Annotated in this window: 21 protein-coding genes, 1 pseudogene and 1 other annotated feature; of the genes and pseudogenes, 1 reads left to right on the plus strand and 21 read right to left on the minus strand. The window is 40.1% G+C overall.

Annotated elements, in window-relative coordinates; translation table 11 throughout:
• The coding region (locus tag SMIDD28_RS04145) for an arginine repressor (RefSeq protein ID WP_061424925.1) at positions 1 to 377 on the plus strand (377 nt) is incomplete at its 5' end.
• Between the two features lie 43 nt (positions 378 to 420).
• Here SMIDD28_RS04145 and SMIDD28_RS04150 read toward each other — a convergent pair.
• The 21 genes and pseudogenes from SMIDD28_RS04150 to tehB form a co-directional block, all read right to left on the minus strand.
• Positions 421 to 579 carry a hypothetical protein gene (locus tag SMIDD28_RS04150; protein WP_007284777.1) on the minus strand — a complete coding sequence of 53 codons (159 nt, stop codon included), beginning with the start codon at positions 577 to 579 and terminating at the stop codon, positions 421 to 423.
• Positions 580 to 588: 9 nt separating this feature from the next.
• Positions 589 to 1,898: pseudogene (gene obgE / locus SMIDD28_RS04155) on the minus strand (GTPase ObgE).
• Positions 1,899 to 1,961: 63 nt separating this feature from the next.
• Positions 1,962 to 2,096 carry a DUF4044 domain-containing protein gene (locus SMIDD28_RS04160; RefSeq protein ID WP_000863859.1) on the minus strand — a complete coding sequence of 45 codons (135 nt, stop codon included), beginning with the start codon at positions 2,094 to 2,096 and terminating at the stop codon, positions 1,962 to 1,964.
• Positions 2,097 to 2,154: 58 nt separating this feature from the next.
• Positions 2,155 to 2,331 carry a PspC domain-containing protein gene (locus tag SMIDD28_RS04165; RefSeq protein WP_016399487.1) on the minus strand — a complete coding sequence of 59 codons (177 nt, stop codon included), beginning with the start codon at positions 2,329 to 2,331 and terminating at the stop codon, positions 2,155 to 2,157.
• Between the two features lie 28 nt (positions 2,332 to 2,359).
• Positions 2,360 to 3,685, minus strand: a complete 1,326-nt coding sequence (locus tag SMIDD28_RS04170) for a glycosyltransferase family 4 protein (protein ID WP_061424928.1) — start codon at positions 3,683 to 3,685, stop codon at positions 2,360 to 2,362.
• Positions 3,686 to 3,700: 15 nt separating this feature from the next.
• Complete coding sequence (cpoA, locus tag SMIDD28_RS04175; RefSeq protein ID WP_061424930.1) at positions 3,701 to 4,744, minus strand: alpha-galactosylglucosyldiacylglycerol synthase; 1,044 nt, start codon at positions 4,742 to 4,744, stop codon at positions 3,701 to 3,703.
• Between the two features lie 115 nt (positions 4,745 to 4,859).
• Positions 4,860 to 5,189, minus strand: a complete 330-nt coding sequence (locus SMIDD28_RS04180; RefSeq protein WP_061425273.1) for a metal-sulfur cluster assembly factor — start codon at positions 5,187 to 5,189, stop codon at positions 4,860 to 4,862.
• A 14-nt stretch (positions 5,190 to 5,203) separates the two neighbouring features.
• On the minus strand, positions 5,204 to 6,313 hold the full coding sequence (gene rpoD / locus SMIDD28_RS04185) for an RNA polymerase sigma factor RpoD (RefSeq protein WP_061424932.1): 1,110 nt from the start codon (positions 6,311 to 6,313) through the stop codon (positions 5,204 to 5,206).
• Positions 6,314 to 6,315: 2 nt separating this feature from the next.
• Entirely contained in the window at positions 6,316 to 8,076 is a 1,761-nt protein-coding gene (gene dnaG, locus SMIDD28_RS04190) for a DNA primase (protein WP_061424933.1), read from the minus strand.
• An 89-nt stretch (positions 8,077 to 8,165) separates the two neighbouring features.
• Positions 8,166 to 8,924, minus strand: a complete 759-nt coding sequence (locus SMIDD28_RS04195; RefSeq protein ID WP_061424935.1) for an ABC transporter ATP-binding protein — start codon at positions 8,922 to 8,924, stop codon at positions 8,166 to 8,168.
• Entirely contained in the window at positions 8,921 to 9,787 is an 867-nt protein-coding gene (locus tag SMIDD28_RS04200) for an ABC transporter permease (RefSeq protein ID WP_061424937.1), read from the minus strand. The genes SMIDD28_RS04195 and SMIDD28_RS04200 overlap by 4 nt, the downstream gene beginning before the upstream one ends.
• 68 nt (positions 9,788 to 9,855) lie before the next feature.
• Complete coding sequence (trpX, locus tag SMIDD28_RS04205; protein WP_000792149.1) at positions 9,856 to 10,851, minus strand: tryptophan ABC transporter substrate-binding protein; 996 nt, start codon at positions 10,849 to 10,851, stop codon at positions 9,856 to 9,858.
• A gap of 217 nt (positions 10,852 to 11,068) precedes the next feature.
• Positions 11,069 to 11,286 (minus strand) — a binding site (T-box leader).
• 96 nt (positions 11,287 to 11,382) lie between these two features.
• Positions 11,383 to 14,079 (minus strand): phosphoenolpyruvate carboxylase, encoded by a 2,697-nt coding sequence (ppc, locus tag SMIDD28_RS04210; RefSeq protein ID WP_061424939.1) that lies wholly within the window; start codon positions 14,077 to 14,079, stop codon positions 11,383 to 11,385.
• A 24-nt stretch (positions 14,080 to 14,103) separates the two neighbouring features.
• Positions 14,104 to 15,327: a cell division peptidoglycan polymerase FtsW gene (ftsW, locus tag SMIDD28_RS04215; protein WP_061424941.1), complete on the minus strand. Its 1,224-nt coding sequence runs from the start codon at positions 15,325 to 15,327 to the stop codon at positions 14,104 to 14,106.
• Positions 15,328 to 15,532: 205 nt separating this feature from the next.
• On the minus strand, positions 15,533 to 16,471 hold the full coding sequence (gene prsA, locus SMIDD28_RS04220; RefSeq protein WP_061424943.1) for a peptidylprolyl isomerase PrsA: 939 nt from the start codon (positions 16,469 to 16,471) through the stop codon (positions 15,533 to 15,535).
• 66 nt (positions 16,472 to 16,537) lie between these two features.
• Complete coding sequence (locus SMIDD28_RS04225) at positions 16,538 to 17,251, minus strand: O-methyltransferase (protein ID WP_004259562.1); 714 nt, start codon at positions 17,249 to 17,251, stop codon at positions 16,538 to 16,540.
• A gap of 1 nt (position 17,252) precedes the next feature.
• A complete protein-coding gene (pepF, locus tag SMIDD28_RS04230) occupies positions 17,253 to 19,055 on the minus strand; it encodes an oligoendopeptidase F (RefSeq protein WP_061424945.1) in 1,803 nt (600 codons plus the stop codon).
• An 18-nt stretch (positions 19,056 to 19,073) separates the two neighbouring features.
• A complete protein-coding gene (locus tag SMIDD28_RS04235) occupies positions 19,074 to 20,027 on the minus strand; it encodes a competence protein CoiA (protein WP_061424947.1) in 954 nt (317 codons plus the stop codon).
• A 79-nt stretch (positions 20,028 to 20,106) separates the two neighbouring features.
• Positions 20,107 to 20,484 (minus strand): type II toxin-antitoxin system HicB family antitoxin, encoded by a 378-nt coding sequence (locus SMIDD28_RS04240; protein ID WP_033688727.1) that lies wholly within the window; start codon positions 20,482 to 20,484, stop codon positions 20,107 to 20,109.
• Between the two features lie 27 nt (positions 20,485 to 20,511).
• A complete protein-coding gene (locus SMIDD28_RS04245; RefSeq protein WP_001122912.1) occupies positions 20,512 to 20,700 on the minus strand; it encodes a type II toxin-antitoxin system HicA family toxin in 189 nt (62 codons plus the stop codon).
• A 121-nt stretch (positions 20,701 to 20,821) separates the two neighbouring features.
• The gene (gene tehB / locus SMIDD28_RS04250; RefSeq protein WP_061424949.1) at positions 20,822 to 21,682 is read right to left on the minus strand and encodes an SAM-dependent methyltransferase TehB; all 861 of its coding nucleotides are present in this window, start codon (positions 21,680 to 21,682) and stop codon (positions 20,822 to 20,824) included.

Below are 21,682 nucleotides of genomic sequence, written 5' to 3' on the forward strand. Positions count from 1 at the left end.
ATAACGACATTCAAGTTACCCAGGCAACTCTCTCACGAGACATCAAAAATATGAACCTGTCAAAAGTCCGAGAAGAGGATAACTCTTACTACGTGCTTAATACAGGTTCTATCTCAAAATGGGAAAAACGTCTCGAACTCTACATGGAAGACGCCCTTGTCTTGATGCACCCAGTTCAACACCAAGTCCTATTAAAAACCCTTCCTGGACTGGCTCAATCCTTTGGTTCTATCATTGATGCTTTGAGCTTCCCTGACGCTATCGCTACTCTCTGTGGCGATGATGTCTGTCTCGTCATCTGCGAAGATGCAGAAGCTGCTCAAAAATGCTTTGAAGAATTAAAAAAATTCGCTCCACCATTTTTCTTTGGTGAATAGCAAAATCCCGTGTCTGATGAGGCACGGAATTTTTTTATCTTATTTACTGAGATGGATTGTCTTTTTTAGTTCGTGCCAACCTCAAGGCACGATTTGGATTAAGACGATTAAATAGTTCTTCCAATTTCTTTTCATTCCAAACGTCTGCGGCGGAAACAAAATTACCATCCGCATCTCGGAAAGATATCGGTTTATCTCCCATATCAGTCTCCTAGTCTACAAATTCAAACTCAAATTTACCAATTCGGACCAAGTCACCATCTTTAGCACCACGCGCACGAAGGGCTTCATCAACCCCCATACCACGAAGTTGGCGGGCAAATTTCATGACAGATTCATCACGATCAAAGTTGGTCATATTAAAGAGTTTCATGAGTTTTTCACCAGAAAGTACCCATGTCGCATCGTCATCACGGCTAATTTCAAAGGCTTTCTCTTCCTCGTCAAAGCCGTAGTAGGCTTCTTCTTCCATATCAGACTCGTCATAGAGCAAGAATTCTGGTGTCTTGTCTAACAATTCAGCTGTAGCATCCAAAAGTGTAGCCAGACCTTGCTTAGTCAAACCAGAAATCGGGAAGATAGCTGGTAACTCTTCAAATTCATCGTAGTTTTCAGCTAATTTTTCTTGAATTCTTCAAGATTTTCCTGACTCTCAGGCATATCCATCTTATTGGCTACAATAATCTGCGGACGCTCCATGAGGCGAAGATTGTATGACTCCAACTCTTTATTGATTGCTAGGTAGTCCTCATAAGGATCACGACCTTCACTAGCTGACATATCAATGATATGAAGGATGACACGTGTACGCTCAATGTGACGGAGGAACTGAGTTCCCAAACCAACACCTTGACTAGCGCCTTCAATCAAACCTGGCAAGTCGGCTACTGCAAAGGATTCACCTGATTGGGTGCGAACCATACCTAGATTTGGCACAATGGTCGTAAAGTGGTAGGCGCCGATTTTAGGTTTAGCTGAGGTAATAACACTTAAAAGGGTTGATTTCCCTACTGATGGGAAACCCACTAAACCGACATCTGCCAAGATTTTTAGTTCCAATTGTAACTCACGTTCCTGACCTGGTTCTCCATTTTCAGAGATTTCCGGTGCAGGATTTTTTGGTGTCGCAAAGCGGATATTTCCACGACCACCACGACCACCGTGGGCTACAATAAATTCTTGACCGTGTTCAATCAAATCTGTCAAGACCTTGCCTGTCTCAGCATCACGCACAGTCGTACCTTGTGGCACTCGAACTCTAAGGTCCTCAGCTCCACGACCATGCATCCCTTTGGTCATTCCTTTCTCACCAGAATCAGCCTTGAAATGGCGATTATAGCGGAAATCCATGAGGGTACGTAGACCTTCATCTACAACGAAGACGACATTGCCTCCACGACCACCATCACCACCCCAAGGACCACCATTAGGGACATATTTTTCACGCCGAAAGGCAACCATACCATCGCCACCATTACCAGCCTTGACCTTAATCTTGGCTGTATCTAAAAACATACTCATTATTTCTTCTCACTTTAAAAAAGGGCTGGGAAATCCCAGTCACTAAATTTTCTTGAATCTATTTTATAGATTGCTGAGGGCACCAATTGCAGTTGCAAAAATTCCCAATAAACTTGCTACTAGCATGATAATCACGATAAACAAGGTTATTTTCTCAAACATAGTTTTTTTACGATTTCCGTTATCTCCAAATGCCATTTTTCTCTCCTTCGTTACATTCTATTTTCTATTATCTTAGCATGAATTCAGCTAGTTTTCAATAGTCAGTTGCTACTGGTGCGATAATCCATAAAATGATATAGGCTACAATTCCCGCTCCGTAACAGCAAGCAAGGACACCCCAAATGACTCGAACAATAGTTGGATCCATATCTAGATAATGGGCCACTCCGGCACAAACACCCGCAATCTTTTTATCACGACCGCTTCTCATTAATTGTTTTTTCATACTGTTCCTCTTTCTATTCTTCATGGTCTTTCCAATAATCTCTGATGCTGATTAACTGTGTTTTTGAAGCCTTCAGCATCCGTCTAGAACCTTTTACAGGCACAGCAACCACCTGTTGTGGAAGATACAAAACTGTCTTAAAGATACGCTGACTAACCGTATCATCTTTGGCTAAATCTTTCTCGAAATTATTTGAAATAATGGCATCCAAATAAAATTCATGCACCCGTTTTCCAAAGTTCTCAGCTGAAATCTCATATAATTTCTCTGATAAGCTATGCTCATTCATATCTGGTGTTGCAATTAGAGCCTCTAAAATAGCTCCAGCTAAATCATACTCGCCGTAATACAAGGTACCAAACATTTTATCACTAATAAGATTGTCCAGATACGGATTTCCGTGAGCAATGACAGGCGTTCCACTAGCTAGGCTTTCCAAATATGTCAAACCCTGCGTTTCACTTGTCGATGCAGAGATGAAGAAATCTGCCGCCTTATAGTAAAGAGCCGTCTCACTAGGAGCAATCATACCTGTAAAGATAACGGAATCTTGAATCTCTAGTTTCTGGGCTTGCTCTTTGAGGTCATCCAGATAAGGCCCATCCCCAGCAACTACCAGTTTCACCTTGTCTTCCTCTCTCAGAACTTCTGCAAAGGCTGCTAATACTGCTTGAATATTTTTTTCATAGGAAATTCTGGAAAGACTAAGCAACATCTTTTCATCATCTTGAATTCCTAATTTACTACGCAGTTCTTTCAAATTTTCTTGCTTGATTTCTGGACGCTCAAACTTGGCTAATTCAATTCCAGTTGGAATGACCCGCTTTTCAACCTTGACTTTATAATCAGATAGCAAGTCACGAACAATCTCACTCGGGCAAACAACCCCATCCACATCGTGCAGGAAACCTCTGACCAGATACTTGACCATACTAGGACGAATCAACATCCCCTTGGCAATATAATGAACATAGTCTTCGTACTGGGTGTGATAGGTATGGATGACTGGAATTTTTAATTCTCGCGCAATCCAAATCCCCAACAAGCCAAGAGAAAATTCTGTCTGAGTATGGATGATATCTAGCTGATACTGCTTGGCAATTTCAAGCGCCTTGCTAAAACCTCGATAGGCAAAGCGGCGATCCTTAAAAGCAAAAAAGGGAACACTTGGAATACGGATAATTTGCCAATCTTCGTAGCGATTGACATCCTTATCTGTCGTCGTAAAGATAAAAACAGCATGCCCCTGCTTTTCAAGTTCTGTTTTCAAGGTTCGAATACTGGTCGCAACACCAGAAACCTGAGGAAAATAAGTATCTGTAAATAAACCAATTCGCATAGATTACCTCACTTTTTACTTTCTCCCTAAAGCGGCTTGTTTCTCATAAAAGTCCAACCAGATTTGTAACAGATGCTCTTCAGAATACTCTCTAGAAATATTCTTAGCCTTTTCTTTGAGGTCTTTTAAGGCAACAGGATTTGCTTGATATTCCAGAATAGCTTCTTTCATCTCTTCTCTATCTGCTGTCGCCCGATAATTTCCCTCCAAAATTACCTTATAAAGATCTAAATCACGCAACATAATCGGAGCTTCACAACTGGCAGCCTCTAAAATCGTCATCGGAAAGAGCTCATTATAACTAGGCAACAAGAAAAGATTCGCTAGGGCATACAATTCGCGCATACGCTCTGGTGACACAATACCTGGAAAAATCAAATTTTTAGGGGGATTTTCCATCATTTTCTTATAGCGTTCATAACCATCTGTCATACCACCAAAAGAGAAACCACCGGCCCAGATAAAGGTAATCTGAGGCAATTCCTCAGCCAGACGGATAAAGTCATCAATCCCTTTACGTTTCTGAACTTGACCAGCACCTACTACGATAAACTGATTGTCACTAAGACCTAGCTCTGTACGCAGTCTCGCTACCTCTTCTTGCGGAAGAGGATGCCATTTTTCCTTGTTGACAAAGTTAGGGATATAGGTCACTTTTTCACGTGGAATACCAGCCACCACCAAATCCTCGATAAACATAGGATTGACCACCACCAAGTGCTCCATCCGGTTGTAAAAAGAAAATACATAGCGTTTCACAATTCCCTTTAAGAAAAATGGAATTTTCAAACTCCCCTCAAGTGTATCAGGTAAGAAATGCACATAGCCAATTTTCCTTCCTGAGCGTTTCTTTTGGAATGTTGATAAATAATAGGGGAAATCAATTGTATGAAAGTGAGTCACATCTGCCTCTATTGGAAGATTTTCTGTAACAATCAATTGGTCCTTGGCATCACGGTGAAGAAGACGAACTAATTCACGGTAAGCACCTGAAACTCCTTGTCCTGCTACTTTCTCACTTGAACTCAACATATTGATGCGTAATTTCTTTTTTTCCATAACTACTATTATATCATTTTCTTGGAATAAAATCAGCAAAAGAAAGGAGAGACTAGAGGAAAAGAGGGGGAAATTTCCTCGCTCTTCCAATAATCTCTCACATGCTTTTATATGTTTACTTAATGCCTAGGGCAATGCGTGCATAGCGACTCATTTTTTCAACAGTCCAGGCTGGATACCAAACTAATTTGACCTCAGTATCCGTTACTTCTGGAACCTCTGTCATGGCATCATAAATCTGATCTGTCAAAAGGTCTGCTAGGGGACATCCCATAGTTGTCAACGTCATATCAATCTCTGTTTGCCCTGTGTCGCCGTCAAAACGAATCTCATAGATCAAACCAAGATTGACAATATCGATTCCCAACTCAGGGTCAATAACTTCTTCCAAGGCTGATAAAATTCGTGTTTTGATGTTTTCAATTTGATCTTCTGTATAAGCCATATTCATCCTCACTCTTAGTCTTCAATAAAATCACGAAGCGGTTTGCTGCGACTTGGTTGACGTAGTTTTCTCAAAGCTTTAGCTTCAATCTGACGGATACGTTCGCGAGTCACATTAAAGACTTTCCCCACATCTTCAAGGGTACGCATTTTTCCATCATCTAATCCAAAACGTAGACGCAAAACATTTTCTTCACGGTCTGTGAGAGTATCCAAGACCTCATCCAACTGCTCACGCAAGACGATACGAGTTGTATAGTCCACTGGATTTTCAATCACTTCATCTTCGATAAAGTCCCCAAGGTGGCTATCATCCTCTTCACCGATCGGAGTTTCAAGGGATACCGGTTCTTGAGCAATCTTCAAGATTTCACGAACCTTATCAGGGGTCATATCCATACGTTCAGCGATTTGTTCTGGTGTCGGATCTTGTCCCAATTCTTGAAGGAGATTACGTTGTTCACGAACAAGTTTGTTAATCGTTTCAACCATATGGACTGGGATACGAATGGTACGAGCTTGATCCGCAATAGCACGAGTGATTGCCTGACGAATCCACCAAGTTGCGTAAGTTGAGAACTTGAACCCTTTAGAATAGTCAAACTTGTCAACCGCCTTCATCAAGCCCATGTTCCCTTCTTGAATCAAGTCAAGGAACTGCATACCACGGCCGACATAGCGTTTGGCAATGGAAACAACCAAACGAAGGTTGGCTTCCGCAAGGCGTTGTTTGGCTTCGATATCGCCAGCTTCAACTGCTAGTGCCAATTCTTTTTCCTCTTCATTGGTCAAGAGAGGAACGACCCCGATTTCTTTCAAGTACATACGGACAGGGTCATTAACCTTAGCCGAAGTTGACCCAATTAAGTCCTCATCACTAAGTTCCGGTTCTTCTTCAGTGCTAAGAACACGTGCACTTGGATTTCCTTCGTTATCTGTGATTGAAATTCCTGCATCCTGAATTCGTTGCAAAAGGTCTTCAATCCCATCAGCATCCAAGGTAAAAGGAACGACAAGACTAGCATTGATTTCATCGTCTGTTGTTGTCCCTTTTTGTTTATGATTACGGATAAATTCTGCTACTTGTACGTCAAATGTTGTTACTTCTTTTTGTTTTGTTGCCATTATTACTCCATTCTTCTCTTTTGGGAAATTAAACGTTCCAATTCTTCTAGGGCTGTATCGGTATCTCCTACATGGCTAGCTTCCTGCACCTTCTTTTTAATTCTCATATTGTCCTGATTCAAGAGAGCCTTGTTTCGAGTCGTCTCTACTTCACTAAGTTCCTGCGGCGACATCTCAGCAGGCAAATCCTGAGCTAAAACCTGATACCAAGCTCTTTCAACTTCCTCTGTCTGTTCTGCTAAAACTTCTGGAGGAAGATTTCCATACTGGCCAAGCAAGTCATATAAGACCTGAAATTCAGGTGTGGCAAATGCAAAGTCTTCTCGCAAACGGTAATCGTTCAAAACAAGAGGGGATTCCATCATCCGATAGAGTAAATGGGCTTCTGCTCTCATAATAGCTGATAACTGCTTGGTGACAGGCATAGTGATTTGCGTCGGTCTGGAAATTCCTTCCATGCGATTCTGCCTTTGCGCCTGACGACTCTCATTCACAATCTGCTCAATCTGGGCATAATCAAAGGACGCCAGACTGTCAGCTAAAATATGAATATAGCTATTTTGAGCAGTGATAGACTTTTCTTGAACAATCAAGGGAGCTATTTTTTCAATAAACTCAATCTGAGCCTGCAGATTTTCACTGTTTTCAGGCTTATACTGGTGAATGTAAAACTCAATCGGACTAATACGAGTTTTCGTTAATAGATAGGCCAAGTCTTCTGGTCCATTTTTTTGTAGATATTCATCCGGATCCAAGTTATCAGGCATGCTGACGATTTGCACAGGCATATCACCAATTTCGTCTAGCGCTTTCAATGTCGCGGCTTGCCCAGCCTTATCGCCATCGTAAACAAGAACCAACTTCTTGGTTAACCTTTTCAGATGCTCAACATGCTCACGACTCAAGGCTGTTCCCATAGATGCCACAGCGTTTTCTATTCCAGCCCGATAGGCTGCAATGACATCCATGAATCCTTCCATCAGGTAAATCTCGCTGGCTTTTCCAGAAGATTTTTTTGCCCTATCCATATGATATAATTCGTAACTTTTGTTAAAAATTGCAGTCGATCGGCTATTTTTATACTTAGAAGTTTGTGAATCCGTTTTCTGCCAGATACGACCTGAGAAGGCAATAACCTTTCCCTGATCATTGGTCAAGGGAAACATGATGCGATTGTGAAAAGTGTCTACAAATTGATTTGCATCCGAGAGATAAAATAGTCCTGAATCTAGGAAATCCTCATCACGATACTGACCAGACAAACGTTGATAGAGATAGTTTCGTTCTGGAGGTGCCAAACCAATCCGAAAATGCTTGAGCACTTCATCTGTCAAACCACGCTGATAAAGGTAGTTTCTGGCCTCCTCCCCCATGGTCGTTGTCATGAGAATAGCATGATAAAATTTGGCAGCATCTTCGTGCATATCATAAAGAGCTTGGTGGGGGGAAGCTGGCTTCTGTTCACTATAAAGCGGTTTTTCCACCTCTATCCCGACACGCTGACCTAAGATTTGGACAGCCTCCATAAAGGGAACCCCTTGGTACTCCTCGATGAACTTAAAGACATCACCAGAGCGACCACAACCAAAACAGTGGTAAAACTGCTTGTCCTCTACAACGTTGAAAGAAGGTGTTTTTTCACCATGAAAAGGACAGAGCCCTAGATAGTTCCGTCCTGCCTTTTGTAAAGAAATCACATCTCCTATGACTTCCACAATGTTGGCATTGTTTTTGATTTCTTCAATGACTTGTTTGTCAACCATACACAATACCTCCATGTTATCATAGTTTACTTTATATAGTATACTTTATTTCAGAAAAAAAGTAAACCATTTCACTCATTTTCCCTACTTTATTCAAAGAGTTGATAATAATCAGAGATTTTCATTTTTGCTTTTTCTTCTTGGTTCAAATCTTGGATAATCCGTCCTTCTTTCATAACAATCAAGCGATTACCATATTTAAGAGCATCTTCCATGTGGTGAGTAATCATAAGAGCTGTCAACTGGTCTTTCTGGACAAATTCATCCGTCAATTCCATGAGGGCAACACTTGTCTTTGGATCAAGAGCTGCAGTATGCTCGTCTAACAAGAGTAATTCAGGTCGCTTCAAGGTTGCCATCAAGAGACTCAAGGCCTGTCTTTGACCACCTGATAAAAACTCAATCGGTGTATTCAAGTGTTTCTCAAGACCATTTCCCACTTTTTCAATGGTTGCCTGAAATTCATCCTTATAGCTAGCCAAACGTCTTGGTAACAATCCCCGCTTTTCACCACGAAACTTGGCAATCAAGAGATTCTCTGCCACTGTCATACGAGGAGCTGTCCCCATCTTAGGATCTTGGAAAACACGTGACAGATACTTGGCTCTCTTCTCTGGTGAATACTTGGTAACATCCTCACCTAAAATACGGATGGTTCCACTGGTTAAGGACAAGGTTCCTGCAATGGTGTTAAAAAGGGTCGATTTACCAGCACCATTTCCACCTAATATCGTGATAAAATCCTGTTCAAAAATTTCCAAGGAAATATCATTTAAAATAATCTTTTCTTCATCAAAGCCATTTTTAACGACTTTGGTTGCATTTTTTAATTCTACAATTGCTGTCATTTGCTTAATTTGGCTCCTTTCAAGATTGTTTGCTTAAATGTTGGAATCATGAGACAGACTGCTAAAATCACAGCGCTGTACAAACGAAGGTAACTTGTATTAAAGCCAAGCGCAATAACTGCCCACACTAAGAATTGATAAGAAATAGAACCTACAACGATGGTAACCAGACGTTCTGCCAAGCTCAAACTCTTGAAGATGACTTCTCCAATAATCAAACTTGCAAGCCCCACAACGATAACCCCGATTCCTCGAGACACATCGGCATAGCCTTCTTGCTGGGCAATGAGAGCTCCTGCAAGGGCAATCACACCATTTGATAAGATCAAGCCCATAAGCTCCATGCGTCCAGTATGAATCCCAAAACTTCTAGCCATATCAGGATTGTCACCCGTAGCAATATAGGCTTGTCCTAGTTTGGTATCCAAGAAAAAGAGCATGAGAGCAATAACAATACTCACAAAGATGAGACCTGTCAAGAGTTGATTCAAATCCGAATCAAAAGGCAAAACATCCTGAATTTGCTTGGTTCCAAGCAGGCCTAAATTCGCACGTCCCATAATCAAGAGCATGATAGAGTGACAGGAAGTCATCACCAAAATCCCTGAGAGCAAGGTGGGGATCTTCCCTTTTGTATAAAGAAGTCCTGCTGCCATACCAGCCAAACAACCTGCTCCTACAGCAAGCAGTGTCGCTATAAATGGATTTACACCTTTGGTTATCAGAGTAACAGCAACAGCTCCGCCAAGAGGGAAGGAACCTTCTGTCGTCATATCTGGAAAGTTTAAAATCCTAAATGTCATAAAGATTCCCAGACCTAAAATAGCCCAGACAAATCCTTGAGAAATAATGGAAACAATCATATTTTATTTAATCCTTTCTATATTCATCTTTTTAAAAAATGGGAAGAGTCTCCTCCTCCCTATCTTATTTATTCGATGACTTGTCCTGCTTCTTTTAGAACAGATTCAGGAATCGTAATACCTAGCTCTTGTGCCAATTTTTTATTGATAACTGATTTACCAGTTGAAAAGACATTGACTGGGGTATCGGCTGGTTTTGCACCTTTCAAGACTTGGGCAATCATTTTACCTGTTGCCACACCAAGGTCATGTTGGTCAACTACAACTGATGCCAAACCACCTGCTTCCACCATTGCGGTTGCACTTGGATAGATTGGTTTTTTAGCTGATTGATTGCTTGATACAACTGTTGAAAATGCAGATGCAATGGTGTTGTCGATTGGAACCCAGATAGCATCAACCTTGCTAGTCATAACGTTAACTGTTGAAGCAATTTCATTTGTTGAAGGAACAGCAAATGTTTCAACTGTCAAACCTGCTTTTTCAGCAAAAGCCTTAAATTCTTCTACCTGTGTTTTTGAATTGTCTTCGCTACTTGAGTAAAGGGCTCCGATTGTTTTCACATTTGGTGTCAAAGCCTTGATGAGTTCAACTTGTTGTTGAGCGGGATTGTGGTCAGACACCCCTGTAATGTTGCCACCTGGTTTTTTCAAATCTTTGACCAAGTTAGCACCAATTGGGTCTGTAATAGCAGCCATGATAACCGGTAGGTCTTTTGTGGCACTAGCCAAACCTTGAGCAGCTGGTGTCGCAATACCAACCACAAGGTCATTCCCATTTGCAACCAATTGTTTACTCATTGTCGCAACCTTACTTTGGTCACCTTCTGAGTTCATAAAATCGATTTTAACTTGATCATCTTTATATCCTTCTTCTGCAAGTCCATCTTGGATCCCTTTATAAATCAAATCAAGAGATGGATGGCTCACAAACTGAAGGACACCAACTTTGGCAACTTTCTTCTCATTCTTAGCTTCTGGTTTATTCATTGAAGAGTAAATCAAGCTTCCTGCTACTAAGACTGCTAATGCAGCGATAATTCCAATTAAACGTTTATTTTTCATTCTATTTCTCCTTTTTATTTCCTTTAAAATACTTCACTTATCTAATACTCTTCGAAAATCTCTTCAAACCACGTCAGCATCGCCTTACCGTACTCAAGTACAGCTTGCGGCTAGCTTCCTAGTTTGCTTTTTGATTTTCATTGAGTATAAACAAGCGATGCCATCGTTTTCTTTCCATACAAACCTCCGATAAAAAAGTCCTCACACAAAAAACTTGTGTGAGGACGTCGATGCGCGGTACCACCTCAATTACAGGGAATTTCCCTATCGCTCTGTCTCGCAATAACGAGATGCACTGTAAGGTGTGCTCACCGAATTTTTATGATTTCAAATTCTAAATAACATTCAGCCCAATTTTCATCATCATCACTTATCTGTTTTCAGCTACCACAGACTCTCTAAAAAGTTTATATGATTACTTTTCTGAATGGTTAAATTATATCATTTTTCAACTACTTGTCAAGACTCTTTGAGAATTTTTTTGAAATATTCAAAAACTTCCCCTATAGAAAAGAGGAAGCTTGATAGGTATCAACCTGAATTACGCAATCCTGTCGCAATTCCGTTGATGGTGATATGAATCAATCGTTCTTGATCACTTGACAATTCTCCACGACGTTGGCGTTTAATCAACTCTAACTGAATATAGTTGAGAATATTAAAGTAAGGCATACGGTAATCCAGACTAGCTTTTAGATATGGATTGTCAGCTAAGAGTTCGTCATGTCCTTCAATAGCCAAGATAACGTTCTTAGTAACTTGCCATTCATTTAAAATAGTCTCATAGATGGCCTTAACTTGCTCGTCTTCACAAAGTTTAGCATATTCAAAAGCAATATTCATATTTGATTTTGACAAAACCATATCAACATTTGAAAGAAGCGATTGGAAGAAAGGCCAATTTTGGTACATATCTCGTAAGATAGCAATATTCTCTGGATTTTTATCGATAAATTCCTTGAAGCTTGAACCAACCCCGTACCATCCAGGGAACATAACACGACTCTGTGACCATGAGAATACCCAAGGGATGGCACGCAAACCACCGATTTCAGTAATCGTCTTACGAGCGGCTGGACGAGAACCAATATTAAAACTTGAAATAGCCTTGATTGGACTTGACTCAAAGAAATAGTCATAGAAATGCTCATTACCAAAGACCAAATCACGGTAGATATCGTAACTACGGTCCACTACTTGATCCATAATGGCTTCATAACGATTTGAGGTATTGGTATCGCTCTTCTTCTGAGTAATCATACGGTTAATGGCTGCCGATACTAGCATTTCAAGGTTATAGTAGGCAGCATCTTTGTTACCGTATTTATTGCCAATTACTTCTCCTTGCTCAGTCAAACGAATACGATCCTTGATAGACTTGAGCGGTTGAGATGTGATGGCTTCATAGGTTGGCCCGCCACCACGACCGACAGTACCACCACGACCATGGAAGAAGGTAACCTTAACGCCAAATTCATCTCCAATAGCAGTCAATTGTTGTTGAGCCTTGTAGAGGGTCCAACATGATGACAAGTAACCGCCATCTTTATTACTGTCAGAGTAGCCAAGCATGATTTCTTGGTAGTTATTTCGTGAGGCAATCCATTTTTTGGCAAGGCTAAGAGAAAGATATTTTCTCATTGTTTCCTCTGAATGATCCAAGTCTTCAATTGTTTCAAAAAGGGGAACAATCTGAACACGCGCCCTTTCCGTATCCACCAGTCCTACTTCTTTTAATAGAATAGCTAATTCTAGCATATCAGAAAGGCTGGTAGCATGCGAAATGATGGTCTGACGGATGACATCATCTCCCAACTTATCTTTCAAAACACGAGCCGTCTTAAAAATAGCTAGTTCTTTTGCTAATAATTCTGATTTTTCTGCGTGAGTCGCAGAAAGAATTCGGGGATCTTCTTCTAATTCTTTCAAGAGAAGATCACACTTTTCTTCTTCGCTCAACTCACTATAGCGAGAATGAATTCCTGCTGATTTCAAGAGTTCTGCCACACAGGCTTCATAGACGCTAGAGTCTTGTCGCATATCAATTGATGCTAGGTAAAAACCAAATATCTCTACTGCCTGCAATAATTCCACAAAATCACCTGAAATCAAGGACTCGCCCTTATTTTCTAGTAGAGAATCTCGAATGGCAATCAAATCCTTGTAAAAATCATTGGCGGTTTCATAACGAGTTCCAACTTCTTTATCCTCAATCAGATAGGTTTTTGTTGCTTGGATTTTTGATTGAATATCAAACAAGGCACGACGGTAAAGCTCTTTTTCGCGATAAATCGAGTTATCCTTGGATTGACGAGCCATTTCTCTGACTTGCTTACTTACATTGACAATGCTAGTTGAAAGAGAAAATTCACGATAAAGTTGGTAAATCTTTTCATCGTAGTAGTTCATGATGACTTCACACTGAGTGAGTGCAGACTGTTTCAAGGTCTCTGCAGTAACAAAGGGATTCCCATCACGGTCACCACCTATCCACATACCCATGGTGATTGGTTTAGCCTGTTTTAAATTCAGCCCATGGGCTTGCGCTAAGCGCTTATACTCCGTCGTCAAGTGAGGTACAGCTTTCAAAAAGGAGCTGTTGTAGTATTCCATAGCATTCGTGATTTCGTTAGTCACTTTTAATTTTTTCTCACGAATCATGTCTGTCTGCATGATAATTTCGATATAACGGCGCAAATCATTGTGCCATTTTTCTTTATTGATCAACCCCAACTTAACATCACGGTATTTACGCAAAAGACTATGAATGTGATTTGTTAAATCCAACATACTTTTTCGTTGCACTTGTGTTGGATGGGCTGTCAAAACAGGGACAACATTCAAGTGTTCTAGGATCTCAACGGCATTTTCTTTTTCTGCTACCAATTTAATCGTTGTAGATAATTTACCTAAGTAGTCCTGATCAATATTATTTTGATGATTGATTTCATAAGCTAAATCTACATCCTCTGAAATATTAATCAAAAGAGGTAAGATTGAAAAATAGCGTGAAATATAGACCATTTCATCATTTGATAAGCTAGTCACTAGACGGTTTAGACCTTGATAATCTTCCTGCGTTGATAATTCTTTCAACTGCATGATTTTTTTAAAGGTCTCTGGGGCAAGCATATTTTTAGTAATATCTTCCAGCAATTCTGTTAGAATCAATACTTCTTCTTGCACAACACTTTTATTACTATAATTTTCTAATTTTTGAAGAGACATAGACTATCCTTTCTTTATTCTACTTCACAGAAGGTTCATTGGTTGATTTTCCAATTCTCGGTACAACTTAGCGCGTTTTTCACTGGCATCAATATTTAAGACAAAGGCCACTGCCACTGACAAGACTAGAAGACTATTTCCACCCTGGGATAAGAAGGGAAAGGTTACTCCTGTGGATGGAATCAAGCCCGAAATCCCTCCGATATTGACAAATACCTGAACCAACATCATCCCTCCGACACCGAGTGCAACCATGGCATTGAAAGGATTTTCCGCTCGGATACCGACCAAGATAATCCGCAAAATCATGAAAAACAAGAGAGCTAAAATAAGGCTGGCACCAACAAAGCCAAATTCTTCAATCACGATAGAAAAGACAAAGTCTGTATGAGCTTCTGGTAAATAACCTCGTTTTTCAATCGAGTTTCCAAGACCTAGACCAAACCAACCGCCATTGACCATGGCAAAATAAGAATTAGATAACTGGTGACCTGCATCAGCACGATCGACAAAAGGATTAAAAAAGGCACTAAAGCGCTTGGCTACATAGCCAAATACTGGAATTTTTGAAAAGGTCTCAACACCGATTAGGCTGATAGTGGTCAAGACAAAGACAGAAGCGGCAGATACGAGCGCCAGAATGGTTGAAAACCAGCGATAAGCGATTCCACTAACTGTATACATAATCAAGGAAATCAAGACTAAAATAGTCGCATTCCCTAAATCAGGGAAAATTCCCAAACTTCCAATCAGAACCAGGAGAACGAATCGCCAATCATTAAAAGCACGGGGAAGCCATTGATTTTGAGTCAAAACTTGAAAATCATAAATAGCTATTTCTTCTTGCTGTTTGGAGAATCGGTGAGCCAAATACCAAATAATAATGATTTTTAAGTACTCAGCTGGCTGAATAGTTACTCCTGCAACCGAAATCCAACCGTATGCCCCGTTTACGGAAATACCAATAAAACGAGCCAAGAACAATAAAACCATTTCTATCAAGATAACTAAAATGATTAGTCGCTCATTTCTCAAAAAATCTAGTTTCAATTTATAAATTAAGGCAATCAGTATCAAACTAACAATCCAAAAGATTCCTTGGTTTCGAACCAATTGCAAGGCGCTCTTGCCTCCTTCAATTAAAATAGCACTGGTGGTCGAATAGACCACAATCAAGCCCAAAATAGATAAAAGCAAGTAAGGAATCAAGATGGAATAATTTAATAAGTGCCTCTTACTAATCTTCATAGTATCACCACTCTACTAGGATACAGACAAATCTGTTCCAAATTCCGTTTTATTTTCTAGTTTTGATTGCTATTATACCATTTTTTCAGAAAGAAAAAAACTCTTACCTTACAATCCTTCGAATTTTACTGTTTTTACAGAATCATTTCCAGACTCAAGTTCAAAAAATACAAACCTCAAAAGAGATTTGTATTGATTTGGACTATTAGTTTGATGTACTACTGCTTGAGCTTGAATCTCCACCACCGATATATTGGGTAAAGATATTTTGGAAGGCTTGGTCCTTAACCTTGATATTGGCTGCTTGCAATTCTTTTCCGATAATGCTTTGAACAAATGTTGAATCATTTTGTTTTTGAGTCAAGATAACAGTTTTTAATTTTTCTTTGTAGTCATCAATATTAGATGATTTTTCTGTTTTCTTAATGAGTTTTACAATGTAATATTGGCTACTGTAAGCTTGTGTTCCAGTTGCTGTAATCACATCAGAAACACCATTTACATCTAAAGCGAAAGCGGCTTTCTTGACTTGCTCAGGTACTTCCGTTGAAGCAGAATCAAAGGTGATTTCTCCACCATTTGCTTTAGTTTTCTCATCAGTTGAGTTATCTTTGGCTAATTGAGCAAAATCAGCACCTTCTGCCTTGGCTTTTTCGAGAACTTCTTTGGCCTTATCTTCATTATCAAGACGGATGATTTGAGCCGTTACATCTGGAGTGTATTCGTCAAAGGCCTTCTTGTAAGCATCATCTGTCAATTCAGCTTCTGCTGCCTTCTTAACTGCCAACTCAACCAATTTACTTGTACGAATTTGAGCTTTACGTGTTTCAAGGGTCATTCCTGCTTGTGACAAGACACGTTGGTAGTTCTCACCATATTGTTTTTCTTCTTCGGCGATAGTATCATCGACCTCTTTATCATCAAGCTCTGAGCCATATTGTTTTTCAAAAACTTTTTGGATGGTCATATTTAACAAGACTTGTTGGGCTGAAGGGTTGCTTTTCACTTGCTCATAAAATTGATGTTCTGTGATGACATCCCCTTTCATGCTGATAAGATCTGCTCCTTCTGAACCTTTCGAACAAGCTGCTAAAGTTGCTACTGATAATAGTGTAATGGCACCTGCCAATAGTTTTTTCTTCATGTCTACTCCTTTGAGATAAGTGTTACTCTATCTATTTTACTATATTTTCTTAAATTTTTCTGAAAATCATTCGCTGTCAGGCAATTGAACATCTGCTACATTTTTACGAAGCATGAGAATGCCGTCTCCCAGAGGTACTAATGTTGCGGTGAGTCCTGGATTGTCTAAGGTTGCATCAAATAGTCTTTGAAGGCCTCGATAAATGGTTCGCTGGCCACGACGAACTTCCATAATGTCCTTGGCAACATCACCACCTTGAAAAATATCATCCAAGACAACCACACCTCCAACTTCCAAATGTTTGAGGATTTCTGGCAGAAAAACGATGTATTTAGACTTGGCAGAGTCCATAAAGACGAAATCATAAGACTCTGTCAGTGTAGATAAGACATCCACCGCATCTCCCTCTAGGAGAGTGATTTGCTTACGACTATCAAACTGGGCAAAATTTTCCTTGGCAAAACCAATCATTTCTGGATTGCGATCAATGGTTGTAATCTTTGCATTTGGCGCATGTTCTGCCATCAAGAGGGCAGAAAAACCGATAGCCGTCCCAATTTCCAGTATGTTTTTAGGTTGCATGGTTTCCATGAGAAAACGGAAATAAGCAACCGTTTCATGGGGAATAATGGGAATATTTTCCTTGCGGGCAAAGTCTTCTAATTCTTTCAAAGATCCTGTGACTTGCTTTTGGCGCTGACGCATCAAGTCTACAATTTCTTCCTTGACGACAGGGCGACGCATATTATGGTTGGCATTTTTACTATACGATTCAACCATCTTATGCCAATCCCAATTTTTCAACAAGGGCTTCAAACTCATTCAAACGACGTTCAAAGACTGCAAAGGCATCGTTGAGGTAGTCTTCTTTCTCCATATCAACACCAGCTTTTCTCATGACATTAAGTGGATAGTCAGATTTACCTGCCTTGAGGTAGTCGATATAGCGGTCACGGTCTTCTTGACTACCATGGACAATTTTTTCAGCCAGGGCTGAAGCTGCTGCAAAGCCTGTTGAATATTGATATACATAGTAGTTATAGTAGAAGTGTGGAATGCGAGCCCACTCGTATTGGATTTCAGGATTGTCTTCCTTACTCAAACCATAATATTCTTGGTTCAAGTCTGCGTAGAGTTTATTTAGGAAATCGCTTGTCAAGACTTCCCCATTTTGGTCTGCTTGATGAATAGCGTGTTCAAACTCAGCAAATTGAGTTTGGCGGAAAACTGTCCCACGGAAACCGTCTAGGAAGTTATTGAGAATAGCAAAGCGCGTTGCATCATCTTCCACTTCTTCCAATAATTTCTCCGTCAAGATATTTTCATTGGTAGTTGATGCAATCTCAGCCAAGAAGATAGAATAATCTCCGTAAACATAAGGCTGCGTTTCACGAGTATAGCTGGAATGCATACTGTGACCTGTTTCATGAACAAGGGTAAAGAGATTGTCTAGATTGTCCTGCCAGTTTAGGAGCATAAAGGCATTGGTATCGTAAGAACCGCCAGAGTAGGCACCTGAACGCTTGCCTTGATTTTCGTAAACATCAATCCAACGCTCGCTGAAGGCACGTTTAACGCGGCTCAAGTAATCCTCACCCAAGACTGACAAGGCTTCTTCTGCTTTTTTTAAGGCTTCTTGGTAGGTAAAACTATATTCAACAGATGAAAGCGGTGTGTAGACATCGTACATCTTGAGATCTGAAATCCCCAAAATCTTTGAACGAAGTTCAAGGTAACGATGCAAGAGTGGCAAATGCTTGCGAACTGCTACTACCAAATTGTCATAAACACTTTCTGGAACAAAATTTGCTGCAAGAGCTGCATGACGCGCACTCTTGTAGTTGCGAACTTTTGCACGGTAGTTTTGCACTTTAACATTGGTTTGCAAGGTTTTGGCATAGGTATGTTGGAATTGTTCATAAGTCGCATAAAGAGCTTGATAGGCACCACGACGCACCTCACGATTTTTAGACTCCATCAAACGTGTGTAAGTCCCATGAGATAGCTGAACTTCCTTACCATCATCGTCAAGAACATAAGGGAAAACAATATCCGCATTGTCCAAGATAGCGAATGTTTCACTTGCCGAACCAAAGATTTCTCCAGCGCCAGCCAATAATTCTTCTTCACGTTGTGAAAGAACGTGTTCCTTGCCTTGCAAAAGCTTATCAAAATAGTGTTGATAAACCTGCAATTTTGGCTGAGCTTCTAAAAAGTCAGCATACTGCTTTTCACTGATTTCCATAAATTCAGGTTCATAGAATGAAAAGGCTTGGTCCAGCTGGCTATAGAGAGTCATTGCTTTGGCGTAATACTCTTGGTACTTGGCTTCACGTGTGTCCTGGTCATTTTTCATATGAGCATAAACGTAAAGCTTCTCCATTTGGCGTTCCATTTCAAGAGAAAATTCAGTGATTTCTAGTAGGTTATCCGCACTATCCAATAGATGGCCTTCATACTGGGCTACTGTCTCCAATTGTTCTGTTAAATCTTTTAAGGCTTCTTCCCAAGCCTGGTCAGTTGGGTAGATCGTTGATAGATCCCATGTATCTTTTTCATTTATTTCATGTCTTTGTAATACCATTAGATTCCTCCATCCTTTCTATTCTACCATATTTTTCAAGAAATATTGCTGATAAAAGGCTGGTGGATAGAGCTTTTGCCAATCATTTTGAGGATTTTCTTGGTAATAGGTTTGAAAATACTGATAATAGCTGGTCAAATCTTGCTCAATTTGGCAAAACTCACCTATTAGCGGTCGAATTTGTGGATACCATTCTTTTAGCCCATAAGTCAGGAGATTTTCTCCCTTTTGATAGGCTTCTGCTTGTTCTTTCATCCAAATAGGATTTTGATAATAGAGTTGTTGCCGGATATAACGACAGATGTCCTTATCCTGAGAAACACTAAAACTAGATATTTTTTGTTTCTTATAGGGAAGACGTAATATCTCCAGTAGACTACCGTGACCATAGGGAAATTCCTTAATCTGATAATGGAGTTTACCTCGGAGATCTTGGTGAATGAGATATTTAAGCCTTAAAACCTGTTTCTCCTTGTCTAATTCCCAAACATAAAATCCCATGTTTTGACTGAAATAGAGAAAACCTTCTTGCAGACGAGTCAACCGCTCCTTGAACCACAGTTTTTCTCCCAACAACCACAGTACTTGGTAACCCTGACTACGATAGCCCTCACTGCGCTCTTTAAGAACTTTTTGAGGCAAGGGACTACATTGAACTTCTAGAGCAAGATGACCATTTACAAATACATCCGCAATCTGTTTAAGCTCTGGAAGCGGGTATTCTAATTGCACCTCTGCCTCTTTTTTCAACCAGTGATAAAGGACTTCCTTATTTTCCAAGTGTTCTTGACTTTCATTTTCAGAGGAAAAATCACAGTCTTTTAAGGTTTTGTGGGCAAAATGGGTCCGGACACTTGGTCCTTGACGCAAACGGAGCTGACCTCCACAAGCTGGGCAGGTGTAGGCTTGCTTCTCAAGCTTATCCTCTAACACATTTACCAAATCTCCCCTAGCATCTCTCGCAACAAACATGATTTCACTCCTTTTCTATATTATTCGTAAAAAAAGAAAAAAGATCAGGAAATTTCCTAATCTTCATCACCCTATAATTTTAGAGTTGCAAGCGACTTTCAAGAGCTTGTGTCAACACTTCAGAATAGTTCACTTTCTCACGATCCGCAAGTCTGACTAGCCACTCTGGAACCGTAACATTTTTTCGAATCGCTTTATTATTCTTTACGAAAGGTAAGGGATTGACCTGAATCAAAGTCACAAATCCATCAGGAGCTTTCAACTCAGCAATGTCACTAGGAGTAGGCAAAGCCAGTCCTTCATCAATATAAGAAGCTAAAACACTCTCAAGCATTTCCCGAGCATTTTTCATTGCAAGTTCAATCGTTGCTCCCTCTGTCCCACCTCCAAATTCAGGAAATTCAACCCAGTATCCAGTGCCTTCTCTATGAAAAATAGCAGGATAAGATTTTAGCATAATACACCTCCACAATTTCCAAATCAACTATAATCCCAAATCTTTTAATATTTTTCTCTCTAGACCTTTTCCTAGATCATCATTACCGTGAACTGGAATAGTGACAAGATAGGGAACTCCTTCTTTCTTAAAATGATGATGACTTCCTCTCTTACGAACTTCAATCCATCCATTTGCAAGAGCTAATTTTACCATTTCCTTACCTGTGATTGGCATGTATGGTCACCTTTCTAGCTAAAATTATACTTATAATGCGTATTTTTGTCAATTCTTCTATCTTATCTATTCGTAAAAAAAGAAAAAAAAGATCAGAAAAATTCCTAATCTTCATTCATTTTTATTTGATTTTCTTAGCTAACATGGTCGCAAAGCGTAGTTGAATACGATTGCCATTTTCGTCACGACGGTGCAAATGGCCTGGATTTTCATTGTACTTAACCAATTCCCAGTCCTTGTAATAGTCTGCCAATTCCCCTTCTTTAAATGTGAATGGGAAGTTCACTGAGCAAGGGTAATCTTCCGTATCCATAGCACAAACGATAAGATTGTAGCCACCAATAGTGGTATGCTCCTGCATATTTTTGATAATTGCAGGAATGCGGTCTGCTTGCAAAAACATCAAAACAACTGTCGATACGATGAAATCATACTCTTGTCCAATACTGGCTGAATTGATATCGTAAAGACCTACAGGCATATCCAGGTCTTCCTGCTCCACAATGCTTTGCAAGATTTCAAGGGCCAATTCATTTTGATCCACAGCCGTCACATCAAAACCATTCTGTGCAAGAAAGAGAGAGTTACGGCCTTGACCACAGCCCAAATCTAAGGCTTTCCCTGGTTTTACTGTCTGCATGGCCTCTAGGACCTCTGAATGAACAGGATTGGTATTGTATTTCTTAGGAAAATAATCCTCAGGTTTACAATAAAATTCCAAATACCATTCCACATCGTCTGTTACAGCCTCCACTCGGTGCCAGGCTTGTGGTTGTGCCATGGGATTGTCAGCCCCTGCTTCAAATAGGTGTTCAGCTAGAACCTCCCCATCCTCTGTCAACTCAATAAACTTGAGAGTTCCTTTTAAAACAGTAATCTTTCCCCAAGTCCCAACTTTTGTATTGTGCTTTTGCTGAACAGCCTCTGGCATGGTTTCTTTAGTCCACAAAGGCATACGTTTATAGGCAACTAGTTTTTCCAT

This window comes from Streptococcus mitis (assembly GCF_001579045.1).
GTDB classification, from domain to species: domain Bacteria; phylum Bacillota; class Bacilli; order Lactobacillales; family Streptococcaceae; genus Streptococcus; species Streptococcus mitis_D.